Source organism: Amycolatopsis sp. NPDC048633, from assembly GCF_040650695.1.
GTDB lineage: Bacteria > Actinomycetota > Actinomycetes > Mycobacteriales > Pseudonocardiaceae > Amycolatopsis.
This window is the reverse complement of sequence record NZ_JBEZHS010000005.1, coordinates 119273-133123: the sequence shown is the minus strand read 5'-3', so window position 1 is coordinate 133123 and position 13851 is coordinate 119273. Positions and strand designations below refer to the sequence as shown.

Sequence of the window (13851 nt, the reverse complement as noted above, 5' to 3'; positions counted from 1 at the left end):
AAGGTGTTTCATGTCCCCACGTCGGAGAATCACCGCGGTGCTGCTCGCCGCGGCCGCGCTCGGCGCGACGCTGACCGGGTGCCGGTCGGCCGACAGCGCCGCCGGCCCCGCCATCGAGGGCTGCGCCAAGACCACGAGCATCCAGATCGCGACGACGCCGTACCAGGACTCGCTGGTGATGAGCCTCGGCGACGCTTTGGGCTGGTACAAGAAGGAATGCCTCACCGTGACGTTCCAGAACGTCGCGTTCACCAACATCGCGAAGATCGTCGCCAGTGGCAAGGGCGCGCCCGTCGGGTGGCGGACCGCGTCGGAGATCAACCAGGGTTACCACCTGGACAACGACCTGGCCTACCTCTACCCGTGGGACATCTTCAGCAACGGCTTCGCGCTGATGGGCCGGGGAGACTCCGGCCTGAAGACCTTCGACGACTTCGTCAAGGAGGGCAAGAGCCCCCAGGACGCCACCGCGGCCGTGATCGAGGAGATCCACGGCAAGTCGGTCATCACCACCCTGAACAACAGCCGGGCCCAGGTGATCCAGACCGCGATCCAGCGCGTGGGCAAGCCGCTGGACTGGGCCAAGTACATCGACCTGGACCCGGCGAGCGGGCTGACCGCGTACCTGCGCGGCGACGGTGACACCTACATCGCCGGCATCCCGCAGCGCCAGACGCTCTCCGACCGCGGGTACAAGGTGCTGCTGGCCGGCACGAACCTTTCACCGCCGCCGATCAACGGCTACATCACCACGAAGACGTTCTGGAACAACAACCAGGACGCGCTGCTGAAGCTGATCCACGTGACTTACGAGGCGATCCGCTACACGAACGAGAACCTCGACCAGGTCGCCGCGTACATCTCGAAGACGTACAACAAGCAGACCGGTAGCACCCTCACCGTCGACAACTTCAAGGCCTACTGGCAGAAGCTGGAGACCTACCCGGTCAACGCGGGCGAGACGAAGGCGCAGATCTTCACCCCGGGCGCGGTCGCGTACTGGAAGACCACCTGGGACGAGGACAACAAGTACTTCCACGACGACATCCACTCGATCCCGGAGCCCGCGCCCTACACCGGCTACCTCGGCGAGACCGTGCTGAACGCCTACATCGCCAAGTACGGCACCACCGAAACAGGCTGGGACAAGCCGACCGGAAGCCTGTCGTGAAGGGGTTCGAAGCCATCCCCGAACTGCTGCGCCGCGGCGACGCGACCACGGTGTTCAGCATGGTCGGCAACACCAACGTGCCGTGGATCGGCCACGGGCTGAAGACGGGCGCGCTGCGGCTGGTCAAGACGCGGCACGAGGAGACGGCGGTGAACGCCGCCGAGGGCTACAGCCGTTCGAGTGGCCGGATCCCGGTGTGCAGCGTGACGCAGGGGCCGGGGTTCGCCAACGCGATCAACGGGCTCGTCTCGGCGGCCCGGACGCACGTCCCGATGCTCGTGGTCGTCGGCGAGTCGCCGTCGACCAAGGTCAAGACCACGATGAACCTCGATCAACGGGCGCTGTGCGGCATCATCGGCGCGGGCTTTCACCACGTCGCGGACGTCTCGGAGCTGCCGGAGCGGTTCGCCGACGCGCTGACGGCGGTGCGGTGGAACGGCTGCCCGCAGGTGGTCAGCATCGCCGACGGGGTGCTCACCGGCGACGTCGAGCTGCCTGCTTCAGTACCGGAGCCGGCCGAACCCCGGCTCCCGGATGTTGAGTCCACTGTGGACTTGCTGCTCGCGGCGCGGCGGCCGCTGATCCTGGCCGGGCAGGGCGCGATCCTCGCGGACTGCCGGGCGGAGCTGGAAGAGCTCGCCGCGCTCACCGGCGCCCAGGTCGGGTCGACACTGCGGGCGAACTGGTTCTTCGCCGGGCACGAGGCGAACCTCGGGCTGTGCGGCAACTGGGCGCCCGCGCTCGTGCGCAAGGCACTCGCCGAGGTCGACCTGGTGTTCGCGGTCGGCGCGTCGCTGAACACCTACACGACCGGTGACCGGCAGGTGTTCCCGGCGGCGAAGTTCGTGCGCTGCGACGTCGACCCGGACACCGTGCCCGCCGGGGCGGATCCGGAGGTGTCGCTGTTCGGGGACGCGCGGGCCGTGGTGCGCGCGGTGCTCGACGCTTGCCGCGCGCGGGGCCTGGGTGAGCCGCGGCGGCCCACCGCGGGGCCGACGGTCGCCGAGGTGCAGGAGTCGGTGCTCAAGGTTGACGTCGGCCACGACCCGGCGCGCGGGCTCGACCTGCGCGAGGTGTTCCGGGCCTTCGACGAGCACCTCCCACCCGGCCGGGTCGTGGCGACCGACGCCGGCCGCAGCCTGAAGACGCTGCCCACCCTGGTGTCCGCGCGCTCGGCCCGGAACTGGCTGATCGGCAACAGCTTCGGCTCGATCGGCCGCGGTCTCGGCCTCGCGATCGGCGCCGCGGCCGCGCACCCGGACGGCCCGGTGGTCCTCTTCTGCGGCGACGGCGGCTTCATGATGGCCGCCCAGGACCTGGACGCGGTGCGGCTCAACGGGCTCGACCTCGTCGTGGTCGTGACCAACGACGAGCAGCTCGGCGCCGAGGTCAAGTACGTGGAGCAGTACGACCTGCCGCCGGAGCTGATCCGGCAGACGCTGCCCGACATCGGGCACCTGGCCGCCGCGTTCGGCGGTATCGGACGCGTCGTGCGGACTCCGGCCGAACTGGCCGAAGCGGCCGCTGCGGCGACCCGGCCCGGGTTGACGCTCCTCGACGTCCGCATCGACCCGGCCATCGACTGCGCGGACGCGCTCAAGGAGAACGCATGACACGGCAGTACGACATCGCGGTGATCGCGGGGGACGGCATCGGCCTCGAAGTGGTCCCGGCGGCGCTGCGGTGCCTGACCCTCGTCGCCGAGCGGCACGGGTTCGCGCTGAACCTGACCGAATACCCCTGGGGTTCGGCGTACTTCAGGGCCCACGGCGCGATGCTGCCCACCGACGGCCTCGACCGGCTCGCGCGGCACGACGCGATCTTCCTCGGCGCGGTCGGTGACCCGGAGATCCCCGACGTCGAAACGCTGTGGGGCCTGCTGATCCCGATCCGCCGCACGTTCGACCAGTACATCAACCTCCGCCCGGTGCGGACGCTGCCCGGCATCCCGGCGCGGGTCGTCGGCGCGGAGGACCTGGACCTGGTCATCGTGCGGGAGAACGTCGAGGGGGAGTACTCGGCCGTCGGCGGCCGGATCTACCGGGGTGAGCCGCACGAGGCCGCGATGCAGGAGGCCGTCTTCACCCGGCGCGGGATCTCCCGCGCGGCGCGGTACGCCGCCGAGCTGGCGGCGGGCCGGCGTGGCCTGCTCACCTCGGCCACGAAGTCCAACGGGATCGTCCACACGATGCCGTTCTGGGACGAGGTCGTCGCCGAGACGATGGTCGACTTCCCCGGCGTGCGCCTCGACAAGGTGCTCATCGACGCTCTCGCCGCGAAGCTCGTGCTCGACCCCGGCGCGTTCGACGTGATCGTCGCCTCGAACCTGTTCGGCGACATCCTGTCCGACCTCGCCGGCGCACTGGCGGGCTCCATCGGCGTCGCGCCCAGCGGGAACCTGAACCCGGAGAAGCGGCACCCGTCGATGTTCGAACCGGTGCACGGCTCGGCGCCGGACATCGCCGGGCTCGGCGTCGCGAACCCCGTCGGCCAGCTCTGGGCCGGCGCGATGATGCTGGACCACCTCGGCGAGCCCGCCGCGGCCGGCGAGCTGACCGCCGCCTTCGAAGCCTGCCTCGCCGATGGCCTGCGCACCCGCGACCTCGGCGGCGCCGCGTCGACCGGGGAGTTCACCGACGGCGTCGCCGCGCGCCTGGCCGCCGAGCCGGCGCGGGCATGACCACCACGAAGACCGAAGAGGGGATGCGCATGCGTGAACAGGCTCTGTACATCGACGGCGAGTGGTTCACCCGCCCGGCGACCGCCGACGTGCGCGACCCGTGGGACGGCAGCCTCGCCGGCACCTACGCGATCGGCGACGCCGACGACGCGACCGCCGCCGTCACCGCCGCTCGCCGGGCGCTCGCCGAGGGACTGCCGCCGCACCGCCGGGCCGAGATCCTCGCCGCGGCGGCGGACGGGGTGGCACGGCGAGCGGAGGAGTTCGCCGGAATGCTGCGTGCCGAGGCGGGCAAGCCGATCACCGCGGCGCGTCAGGAAGTCCAGCGGGCCGTGACGACGCTGCGGCTGTCCGCCGAGGAGGCGCGACGGCTGCCCGGCGAGGCCGTGCAGATGGACGCGTACCCCGCGGGCGACGGCATGCTGGCGTTCACCGTCGCCGAGCCGCTCGGCGTCGTCGCGGCGATCACGCCGTTCAACTTCCCGCTGAACCTGGTGGCGCACAAGATCGGCCCGGCGCTCGCGGCCGGCTGCCCGGTGGTGCTGAAGCCGTCGGAACGGACGCCGTTGACCGCGGGCCTGCTCGTCGAGGTGCTCACCGAGGCCGGATTGCCGGCGGGCTGGCTCAACCTCGTCACCGGCGACCCGGGCGTGATCGTGCCCGCGTGGCAGCACGACGAGCGCGTCGCCGTCATCTCCTTCACCGGCTCGGCGGCGGTCGGCTGGCAGATCAAGGCGGGTTCGCCACGCAAGCAGCACATCCTGGAGCTGGGTTCCAACACCGCGATGGTGATCGACTCCGGGGCCGACCTCGGCCGGGCCGTCGCGGCCGCGGTGGCGTCGGGGTACGGCTTCTCCGGCCAGGCTTGCGTTTCCCTGCAACGGCTGTACGTCCACGAGTCCGTTGTGGACGAAGTGCTCACCCGGCTCGCCGCCGCGGTCCAGGACCTGGCGGTCGGCGACCCCGGGGATGAGGACACCGTCGTCGGGCCGCTGATCAGCCCCGAGGCCAAGGAACGGGTCACAGCGTGGGTTCGTGGCGCGGTGCGTGACGGCGCCCGCGTGGTCGCCGGCGGTGGCGAGCGTTCGGGCGTACTGGAGCCGACCGTGGTGACCGACGTGCCCGAAGGTGCCGACCTGCTGTGCGCCGAGGTCTTCGGCCCGGTCGTCACGGTGGTGCCGGTCAAGTCCGTCGCCGACGGCATCGCGGCGGCGAACGACTCCCGGTTCGGCCTCAACGCCGCGATCTTCACCGACGACCTCGCGAACGCGCTGGCCTTCAGCCGTCGCACGGAGGCGGGGTCGGTGCTGGTCAACGTGCCACCCGCGTTCCGTGCGGACCACATGCCCTACCACGGGGTGAAGGAGTCCGGCCACGGCCGCGAGGGCGTGAAGTACGCCGTCGAGTCGCTGGTGTCGCCGAAGCTCGTCATCCTCGCGGCGTGAAGGGACTGCCGGTGAGCCCGTCGAAGGTCATGACGCTGCCCGAAGCCGTCGAGCGGTTCGTGCGGCCGGGGATGTTCCTGCACCTGGCCTACAACGGCGGCCGCCCGAACGCGGCGGTCGCGGAGGTGGCCCGGCGCTTCGCCGGCACCTCGCCCGGGTTCCGGGTGAGCGCGCACGGGTTCGTCAACACCCAGCACGTCCTCGTCGCGGCCGGGCTGGTGAGCAGGCTGACCGTGGCGTACGCGGGGGAGAACTTCCCCAGTCCCCGGCCGAACCCCGTGCTGCAGCGGGCCTCCCGCGACGGCTCGGTCCGGATCGACAACTGGTCGATCTGGACGCTGACCGCGCGCCTGATGGCGGGCGCGCTGGGTGTGCCGTTCCTGCCGGTCCGGTCCCTCGAAGGCAGCACGATGGCCGCGGAGCACGCGGGAAGCGCTTACCACGAGGTCGGCCCGGACGGCGCCGTGACGCCGGTGGTCACCGCGTTGCGGCCGGATGTCGTGCTGCTGCAGGGGTTGGCCGCCGATCCGGCGGGCAACGTCATCCTCGCGCCGCCCTACGGCGAAGGCGCATGGGGTTCCCTGGCCGCGCGCGACGGGGTGATCGCGTGCGTCGAGAAGCTCGTCGACGAGGACTTCATCCGGCGGCACAGCTCCCGGCCGATGATCCCGGCGCACGCCGTGCGGGCGGTGTGCCACGTCCCGTTCGGCTCCCACCCCTACGGTCTGTGGCCGGTCGGGCTCGACGAGGTGGCCGGCCACACCGAGGACGTCGAGTTCATGGCCGGTCTCCGGGCCGCCGCCGAAGACCCCGAAGAGCTGGCGCGCTGGACCAAGACGTGGGTCACCGGTGTCCGCGACCACGCCGGGTTCCTGGACCGGCTCGGCCCGGACCGGCTGCGTTCCCTGCGCTCCCCGGTCGCGGCCGTGCCTGTTCCATCGCCCGCCGAGCCGACCGCCGAGGAGCGGATGACGCTGGCCGCCGCGCGCGTCGTGGGGGAGCGGGTCACCGCGGCCGGGCACGACGTCGCGCTGGCCGGGATCGGCTTCGCCCACCTCGCCGCGTGGGTCGCCGTCGCCCGGCTGCGAGCGTCGGGTTCGCCGGTGCAGCTCGCGGCGGAACTGGGCATGTCCGGTTTCGAGCCGCTGCCCGGTGACCCGTACCTGTTCGCCGGCCAGAACCTCCCCACCTGCTTGCAGCTGACCGACGTCCTCACCGTCCTGGGCCGCGACATCGCCGGTCCCGGCACCAGCGCACTCGGCGTGCTGGGCGCCGGGCAGATCGACGGCGCCGGGAACATCAACTCGACCGTCGGCGCCGACGGCGGCTTCCTCGTGGGCTCGGGGGGTGCGAACGACGTCGCGTCGGCCGCGGACGACGTCGTCGCCGTCGTGAAGCACTCACCGCGCCGGCTGGTCGAAACCGTGCCGTACGTGACCGTGCCGGGGAGGCGCGTGTCCGCGATCGTCACCTCGGAAGCCGTGCTGGAACGGCGGAACGGCCGGTACGAGATCGCCACCTACGTCGCCGGACCGGGCGAAGACCGGGACGCGGCGGTGCGCCGGATCATCGCGCGCACCGGGTTCGCGGTCGGCGTGCGCCCGGACTGCCGGGCCGAACCGCCCCCGGACCCGGCCGGCCTCGACCGCTTGCGCGGCTACGACCCCCAGCGCGTCTTCCTCGGCTAGGAAGAACGGACACGGCGCTCCCGGCCACCGTTCCGCCCGCCGTCAGGCCAGCCGGCCGGCTTCCGCCGCGGCCCGGGTCACCGACTCCGCCGCTCGGCGCGACGATCCGGTCAGCTTCCCGCGTGCCATCGCCAAGAGCACCGCCGGCTTCGGCGGGAAAGCGCCGAGCTGGCCGAGCATCGTCAGGTCGTCCCGCACCGCCTCGTGACTCGTGACGCCTTCCGGGCCGACGCGCAGCACGTGGATCTGCTCGAAGTCCATCGCCCGCCCGGTGGCCGGCAGGATCTTGTCGGGTTTGCCGTCCCGGAACCGCACGAACGGCCGGTTCTGCACCCCCTGCATCCGCAGCCGGACCCAGGCGACTCCGTCGTCGTAACCGGCGTCGAGCACCGGGAACCGCAGGTCGTCGAAGGCGGCGCGCATCCACGCGCCCGAGGCGAGCAGGCCGCCCGGCCCGGGGACCGAGCAGGCGGGCGGGGCGACCGCGGCCTCCCGGTTGACGAACGTCGGTGCGACCACCGACCGCGCCAGCTCGGCGTCCCCGGTCACCAGGACCTGGAAGACGTCGATCGCGGACTGCAGCTCAGTGCTGGTGTTCACGGTTCCCTCCTCGGCCGGACCGCGCTGATCCGGCGTATCTCCATATAATGATAGTAACGCATTACGGTCAATGTGATGCGTGACGGTGAAGTAGGCTGAGCCGCGTGACGCGCCCCTACAAGTCCGCCCGGCGGACGTCCGCGGCGGCGGAAACCCGTCGCGCGGTGCTCGCGGCCGCGCTCGCCCTGTTCGAAGAGCGGGGTTACGTCGGGGCGACGCTGGCGGAGATCGCCACGCGCGCGGAGGTGGCGGTCAACACCGTCTACACGAGCGTCGGCGGGAAGCCGCAGCTGCTGATCGAGCTGATCCGCGAAGCGGCTAACAACGACCAGATCGACGAGTCGCTGCGGAGGCTGAACGCCGCCCGGTCCGGGCGAGAGGTCGTCGCCGAAGTCGCGGAAGGCACCGCGGCGGTGTTCCGGGACCGCGCTTGGCTGCTCGGCGCGTTGTACGACAACGCGGGCACCGAACCGCTGCTCACGGAGGCGGTCGAAAACGCCGAGACCGCCTACGCCGGCAGGCTCGCCGAGGCCGCGGCCCGGGTGGCGGCGCTGGGTGAGCTCCGCGACGGGATCGACGTCGCGGCCGCCGCGGACATCCTCTGGTTCTACTTCGGTTTCCGCCCGTGGCGAGACCTCCGCGCGCGCGGCTGGTCCTGGGAACGAGCGGGCGCCTGGCTGGGCGCGCAAGCCGGTCAGGCTCTCCTCGTCGAGCCGCCGGGCCGCTGAGCGCTGGTTCTGCGCGGGCGGCGGGAAAGTCTTTAGAGTCGGGTCCGACCCGCCGGCGGAGACGAAAGGGGCAGTCGATGGCGACCGTGGTTCTCCTGGGGACGTTGGACACCAAAGGCGCGGAGTACTCCTGGCTGAAGGACCGGCTCGCCGAACACGGCGTCGACGTCCTGACGGTCGATGCCGGGTCGTTCTCCGAGAGCCCGCTCGCCGATGTGTCTTCGGATGAGGTCATCGCGGCCGCCGGGGGTGACGCCCGGGCGCTGCGGGAGCGGCGGGATCGCGGTGAGATGACCACCGTGCTGGCGGCCGGGGCGGCCGTCGTGGTGCGCCGGCTCCACGAGGAAGGCCGGCTGCACGGGCTCCTGGCCGTGGGCGGGTCGGGTGGTTCCTCGGTCGCCGCGCCGGCCATGCAGGCCCTGCCGGTCGGCGTGCCCAAGCTGCTGGTGTCGACCATGGCCAGCGGCGACGTCCGGCCCTACGTGGGCGAGGCCGACGCGACGCTCATGTACTCCGTGGTCGACATCGCCGGGATCAACTCCGTTTCGGCGGCGGTGCTCGGGAACGCGGCGGCGGGCATCGCCGGGATGGCGAAGGCCTACGAGGCCCGGACGGGTCAGCACGACACGGACGAGCATCCCCCGCTGGTCGGGGTGACCATGTTCGGGGTGACGACCCCGGCCGCGGACGAGGCGCGGGAACGGCTGACCGCGCTCGGCTACGAAGTGCTCGTCTTCCACGCCACCGGCACGGGTGGCCGCGCGATGGAGAAGCTGGTGGCTTCCGGCCTGCTCGCCGGAGTCTGCGACCTGACCACCACGGAACTGGGCGACGACCTGGTCGGCGGGGTGCTCAGCGCGGGACCGGACCGGCTGGAGGTCGCCGGGCGGCTCGGCGTGCCGCAGGTGGTCAGCGTCGGCGCGCTGGACATGGTCAACTTCGGCCCGCGGGAGACCCTGCCGGCGCAGTTCGAGAGCCGCAACGTCCTGGTCCACAACCCCACGGTCACCCTGGTCCGCACGACCGCCGGCGAAATGGCCGAGCTCGGCCGGCGCATCGCGCGCAAGCTGGCCGCGGCCACCGGCCCGACCGACCTTTTCCTGCCGCTGCGCGGGGTCAGCGCGGTCGACGTCGACGGGGCGCCGTTCCGGGACGCGGACGCCGACGCCGCTCTGTTCGAGGCGTTGCGCGCGGGTCTCGCCGGCTCCGCGGTGACCGTGCACGAGCGGGAGCTGGCCATCAACGACCCGGGTTTCGGCGCGGCCATGGCCGAGACCCTGCACCACCACCTCACCTCGAAGGAGCACTGACCTCCGACATGAGCCGCGAAGAGATCCTCACCCGCTTCCGTACGCAGGTGGCCGCCGGGACGCCGATCATCGGCGGCGGAGCCGGGACCGGCATCACCGCGAAGTCCGCCGAAGCCGGCGGGATCGACCTGTTGATCATCTACAACTCGGGGCGGTTCCGGATGGCCGGCCGCGGCTCGTTGTCCGGTCTGATGCCCTACGGCGACGCCAATGCGATCGTCATGGACATGGCCAGCGAGGTGCTGCCCGTGGTCAAGCACACGCCGGTGCTGGCCGGGGTGTGCGGCACCGACCCGTTCCGCGTCATGCCGCGTTTCCTCAAGCAGGTCAAGGAAACCGGGTTCGCCGGGGTGCAGAACTTCCCGACCGTCGGCCTGATCGACGGGACCTTCCGCGCCAACCTCGAGGAAACCGGCATGGGGTACGGCCTCGAGGTCGACATGGTCCGCGCCGCCCACGACCTCGACCTGCTGACCGCCCCGTACGTGTTCGACGAGGAGCAGGCGGCCGACATGGCCCGGGCCGGCGCGGACATCCTGGTGCCGCACATGGGACTCACCACGTCCGGCACGATCGGGGCGCACACGGCGATCACCCTCCAGGACGCGGCCGAACGGGTCCAAGCCCTGGCCGACGCCGCGAAGCGGGTCAACCCGGACATCCTGTGCCTGTGCCACGGCGGGCCGATCGCCGAGCCGGCCGACGCGAAGTACGTCCTGGACAACACCACGGGCGTGGCCGGCTTCTTCGGTGCCTCGTCCATCGAGCGGCTGCCGACGGAAACCGGCATCCGCGCGCAGACCGAAAGCTTCAAAGGGATCGTGCTGGCTCGCTGACCGCGTCAGGGCGACGTCAGGGGCGTGTCAGGCCGGTCCGCGACAGTTCCTCCCATGACGAACAACAGCACGAACTGGACCGGCATGGTCGCAGTCGACGACACGTCCCTCGCGGTCACCGACACCGGTGGCACCGGCATCCCCGTGGTCTACCTCAACGGCCAGTTCGCCACCCAGGGCTACTGGCGGCGGGTCGTCGCCGAGCTCGGCGACGGCTTCCGGCACATCACCTTCGACGAGCGGGCCCGCGGCAAGTCGAAGCGGTCGGCGGACTATTCCTTCGAGGTCGCCGTCCGGGACGTCGACGCGGTGCTCGCGGCCCGGGGCGTGGACCGGGCGCTGCTGGTCGGCTGGTCCTACGGGGCACTGGTCGGGGCGCACTGGGCGAGCCGGAACCCGGAGCGCACGATCGGCGCGGTCCTGGTCGACGGCGCGTTCCCCTACGACTGGCTGGACGAGGCCATGGAGCAGCGGATCCGCAAGCTGTTCAAGCGGATGAGCTGGTTCCTGCCGCTGCTGCGCCCCACGGGCCTGGCGCCGCGGATGACGGCCGCGCAGCAGGCGGAGAGCAACATCGAGGTCGGCGTGCTCTCCCGCGAGCGCGAGCTGAGCCCGGTGCTCGACGCGATCACCGTCCCGACGCGGTTCGTGGTGGCTTCGGGAACGTCGCTGGGCAGCCGTGGTGACGAGCAGGAGCGGATCCGCACCGGCCTCGACGCGGTGACCGCGCGCAACCCGCACATCGAGGTGAGCGCGAAGGTTTCGAGCAACCACGGCGCGATCCTGCGCAAGGACTTCCGCGCCGTCGCCGGCGCCGTGCACGAGGTCGTCTCCTTCGACCGCGCGGAGCACTGACGTTCGAGACCTATCCTGGAGTCCGTACGTCGAGATCGACTGACACTTGGGAGTGACCATGCCGCGTCCCTACGCCAGCGGAGTCGTCGCCGCGCCCGTCGACCAGGTCTGGGCCCGGCTCCGCGCCTTCGGAGAGCTGCCCGCGTTCCTGTCGGCGATCGGGCACAGCGAGCTCGTCGAGGGGGTCGACGGGCAGGTCGGGGCGGTCCGGCGGCTGACCCTCGCGGCCGGCGGTGACCCCTTCGACGAGCGGCTCCTCGTTCTGGACGACCCCGGTCGCACCCTCACCTACACGTTCACCGGGGCGAACCCCTTCGGCGTGCGCCGCTACGTTTCGACGGTCCGGGTCAGCCCGGTCACCGACACCGGCGAGTCCTTCGTCGAGTGGTGGGCGGAGTACGACGCCGACGCCGGCCAGGAAGAAGAGCTCAACCGGACCTTCGCCCAGGACGTGTACGGCGGCGGCATCGCCGGCCTGCGGAAGCTGCTCGCCTAGTCCGTGCTCCCGTTCTCGACGGTTCTGGCGAGGATGCCGAGAGTGGCTCGCAGCGCGGCTTCGGGGATCACCGGGAAGATGCCCTTCTCGCGGTACCGCTGTTCGATCTGGCTCCAGTCGTAGTACGACGTCAGCAGGGTTCCGGCGCCGTCGGCTTCGAGCCGGTAGCCGTAGAGGTGCTTGATCGGGGGCTGGATGGTCCCGGAGATCGTCCATTCGATCCGGCTGTCCGGCTCGAAGCGGGTGATGATCACCGTGACGTCGTACTTGCCCATCGGCAGATCGTTGAGCGCTTCCCGGTCCATGTGCACGACGAACTGGTCACCGACCGCGGCCACCGGGTCTCCGTCGGCGGACTGGAGCATCCCCGAGCTGTCGATGGCCACGTGCCCCCGCGGATCGCAGAGCAAGGCGAAGACCTTCGAGGGCGCCGCGGCGATCCGGCGCCGCACTTCGAACCGTTCGGTCACGGCTCGACCAGCCTGCGCACGGCTTCCACGACCGTGGCCCGTCTGGCGGCGTGTTCGCGCGGGCCCAGGTCGCTGATTTCCGGGCTTTGCAGCGCCCACATCGAGGCCGTGTTGATCGTGAGCATCAGCAGCTCCGGGGCGGAGAAGCGAGTGGACAGCCTGCCGTCCCGCTGAGCTTTCCGGATCGCGTCGACCTTCTCCTGGATCGACCGGGTGATGGCCTCGATCGGGGGCCGGCCACCCTGCTGTTCCAGCCGGTGCCAGGTGGCGAGGCGCATCACGTCCGGGTGGGCGGTCTGGCCGTCGAAGAGGGCGCCCGCGTAGCCCGGCAGGTCGTCGGGGGAGATCGGGGCCTGCTCGGCGGCCTGCACGACGACCTGGTCGAACACGGCGGTGAAGAGCTCTTCCTTGCTGCCGAAGTAGGTGTAGACGAGGCCCGCGCTGCACCCCGCCCGGCCGGCGAGCCGGTCGATCCTCGCGCCGGCGATGCCGTGTTCGGCGAACTCGGCCCGGGCGGCCTTCAGCAGGGCGCGGCGCTTCGCCTCGGGGTCTCGGGGTGCCATGCTTCCACTGTATTGAGTGAACGTTCATTTGACAACTGGGGACGGCCGGTGCTTACCTGGTTACGTCGAATTGAATGAACGTTCAGTCAGGAGTCGGGATGGACATCCCTCCGCAGGTCGGCAAACGTGCGTTGGTCACCGGTGCCACCGGTGGGATCGGGTTCGAGACGGCGGTGGCGCTGGCCGGGGCCGGCGCCGAGGTGGTGGTCGCCGGGCGCGCGAAGACGAAGGTCGACCACGCCGTCGCCGCCGTCCGGGAGGCCGTCGGCACCGCCAAGGTGGCGGGGCTGGTGCTCGACCTCGCTTCGCTGGCCTCGATCGAGAGCGCCGCCGCCGACCTGCTCGCCGCCGGGCGGCCATTGGACCTGCTGGTCAACAACGCGGGTGTCATGGCCGTGCCGGAACGCCGGGAGACGGCGGACGGGTTCGAGCTGACGTTCGGCACGAACCACCTCGGGCACTTCGCGCTGACCGGACGCCTGCTGCCGGCTCTGCTGGCCGCGCCCGCGGCCCGCGTCGTCACTGTCAGCGCGAAGGTGGCGCGCAACAAGGGCGCAACGCTGGAGGACCCGCTGAGCTCGGTGTCCTACGACTCGGGGATGGTCGCCTACACGAAGTCGAAGCTGGCGAACGTGGTCTTCACGCTGGAGCTGGCCCGGCGGGCGAGCGGGACCGGGATCACCGCCGTCGCCGTGCACCCCGGCACGAGCGCGACCGGGCTCCAGCAGCACCTGCCGAAGTACCTGCGGGTGCTCGTGTCCGCGCTGCTCGACCGGTTCGTGGGCCAGAGTCCCGCCGACGCGGCCCGGCCTTCCCTGTACGCCGCGACGAACCCCGCCGTGAAGCCGGGCGACTTCGTCGTGCCGGACGGGCGCGGCGAGCTGCGCGGAGCGCCCCACGTCGCCGAACTGCCCGCCGCCGCCACCGACCCCGTCGCCGGACGGCGGTTGTGGGAGCTGTCCGAAGAGCTGACGCACGTCACGTACTCATTCCAGTGAAAGGGTTTTCC

General features: G+C 71.5%; 14 protein-coding genes. 11 read left to right on the top strand and 3 right to left on the bottom strand.

Annotation, left to right across the window (positions count from 1 at the left end; all coding sequences use genetic code 11):
• The first annotated feature begins 10 nt into the window (after positions 1–10).
• Genes AB0C38_RS13165 through AB0C38_RS13145 form a run of 5 tightly spaced genes read left to right on the top strand, consistent with a single transcriptional unit; the run spans position 11 to position 6984 of the window.
• Complete coding sequence (locus AB0C38_RS13165; protein ID WP_360671326.1) at positions 11–1171, top strand: hypothetical protein; 1161 nt, start codon at positions 11–13, stop codon at positions 1169–1171.
• The gene (locus AB0C38_RS13160; RefSeq protein WP_360671323.1) at positions 1168–2784 is read left to right on the top strand and encodes a thiamine pyrophosphate-binding protein; all 1617 of its coding nucleotides are present in this window, start codon (positions 1168–1170) and stop codon (positions 2782–2784) included. Before AB0C38_RS13165 ends, AB0C38_RS13160 begins: the two co-directional genes overlap by 4 nt.
• On the top strand, positions 2781–3851 hold the full coding sequence (locus AB0C38_RS13155; RefSeq protein ID WP_360671320.1) for a tartrate dehydrogenase: 1071 nt from the start codon (positions 2781–2783) through the stop codon (positions 3849–3851). The genes AB0C38_RS13160 and AB0C38_RS13155 overlap by 4 nt, the downstream gene beginning before the upstream one ends.
• A gap of 29 nt (positions 3852–3880) precedes the next feature.
• Complete coding sequence (locus AB0C38_RS13150) at positions 3881–5296, top strand: aldehyde dehydrogenase family protein (RefSeq protein WP_360671317.1); 1416 nt, start codon at positions 3881–3883, stop codon at positions 5294–5296.
• Positions 5293–6984 (top strand): CoA-transferase, encoded by a 1692-nt coding sequence (locus AB0C38_RS13145; protein WP_360671314.1) that lies wholly within the window; start codon positions 5293–5295, stop codon positions 6982–6984. Before AB0C38_RS13150 ends, AB0C38_RS13145 begins: the two co-directional genes overlap by 4 nt.
• 42 nt (positions 6985–7026) lie before the next feature.
• Here AB0C38_RS13145 and AB0C38_RS13140 read toward each other — a convergent pair whose 3' ends face one another.
• A complete protein-coding gene (locus AB0C38_RS13140; RefSeq protein ID WP_360671311.1) occupies positions 7027–7584 on the bottom strand; it encodes an ester cyclase in 558 nt (185 codons plus the stop codon).
• A 104-nt stretch (positions 7585–7688) separates the two neighbouring features.
• On the opposite strand from AB0C38_RS13140, the gene AB0C38_RS13135 reads away from it, so the two are divergent.
• The 5 genes from AB0C38_RS13135 (at position 7689) to AB0C38_RS13115 (ending at position 11809) form a co-directional block, all read left to right on the top strand.
• Positions 7689–8312 (top strand): TetR family transcriptional regulator, encoded by a 624-nt coding sequence (locus tag AB0C38_RS13135; RefSeq protein WP_360671308.1) that lies wholly within the window; start codon positions 7689–7691, stop codon positions 8310–8312.
• 77 nt (positions 8313–8389) lie between these two features.
• On the top strand, positions 8390–9622 hold the full coding sequence (locus tag AB0C38_RS13130; protein WP_360671305.1) for a Tm-1-like ATP-binding domain-containing protein: 1233 nt from the start codon (positions 8390–8392) through the stop codon (positions 9620–9622).
• 8 nt (positions 9623–9630) lie between these two features.
• Positions 9631–10458 (top strand): phosphoenolpyruvate hydrolase family protein, encoded by an 828-nt coding sequence (locus tag AB0C38_RS13125; protein WP_360671303.1) that lies wholly within the window; start codon positions 9631–9633, stop codon positions 10456–10458.
• A 54-nt stretch (positions 10459–10512) separates the two neighbouring features.
• Positions 10513–11313, top strand: a complete 801-nt coding sequence (locus tag AB0C38_RS13120; RefSeq protein WP_360671300.1) for an alpha/beta hydrolase — start codon at positions 10513–10515, stop codon at positions 11311–11313.
• Positions 11314–11371: 58 nt separating this feature from the next.
• Positions 11372–11809: an SRPBCC family protein gene (locus AB0C38_RS13115; RefSeq protein ID WP_360671297.1), complete on the top strand. Its 438-nt coding sequence runs from the start codon at positions 11372–11374 to the stop codon at positions 11807–11809.
• Here AB0C38_RS13115 and AB0C38_RS13110 read toward each other — a convergent pair.
• Positions 11806–12279 carry an SRPBCC family protein gene (locus AB0C38_RS13110; protein ID WP_360671295.1) on the bottom strand — a complete coding sequence of 158 codons (474 nt, stop codon included), beginning with the start codon at positions 12277–12279 and terminating at the stop codon, positions 11806–11808. The genes AB0C38_RS13115 and AB0C38_RS13110 overlap by 4 nt on opposite strands.
• On the bottom strand, positions 12276–12842 hold the full coding sequence (locus AB0C38_RS13105) for a TetR family transcriptional regulator (RefSeq protein ID WP_360671293.1): 567 nt from the start codon (positions 12840–12842) through the stop codon (positions 12276–12278). Before AB0C38_RS13105 ends, AB0C38_RS13110 begins: the two co-directional genes overlap by 4 nt.
• Positions 12843–12940: 98 nt before the next feature.
• Between AB0C38_RS13105 and AB0C38_RS13100 the strand changes: the two genes are divergently transcribed.
• Complete coding sequence (locus AB0C38_RS13100) at positions 12941–13840, top strand: oxidoreductase (protein ID WP_360671290.1); 900 nt, start codon at positions 12941–12943, stop codon at positions 13838–13840.
• Positions 13841–13851 lie beyond the last annotated feature (11 nt).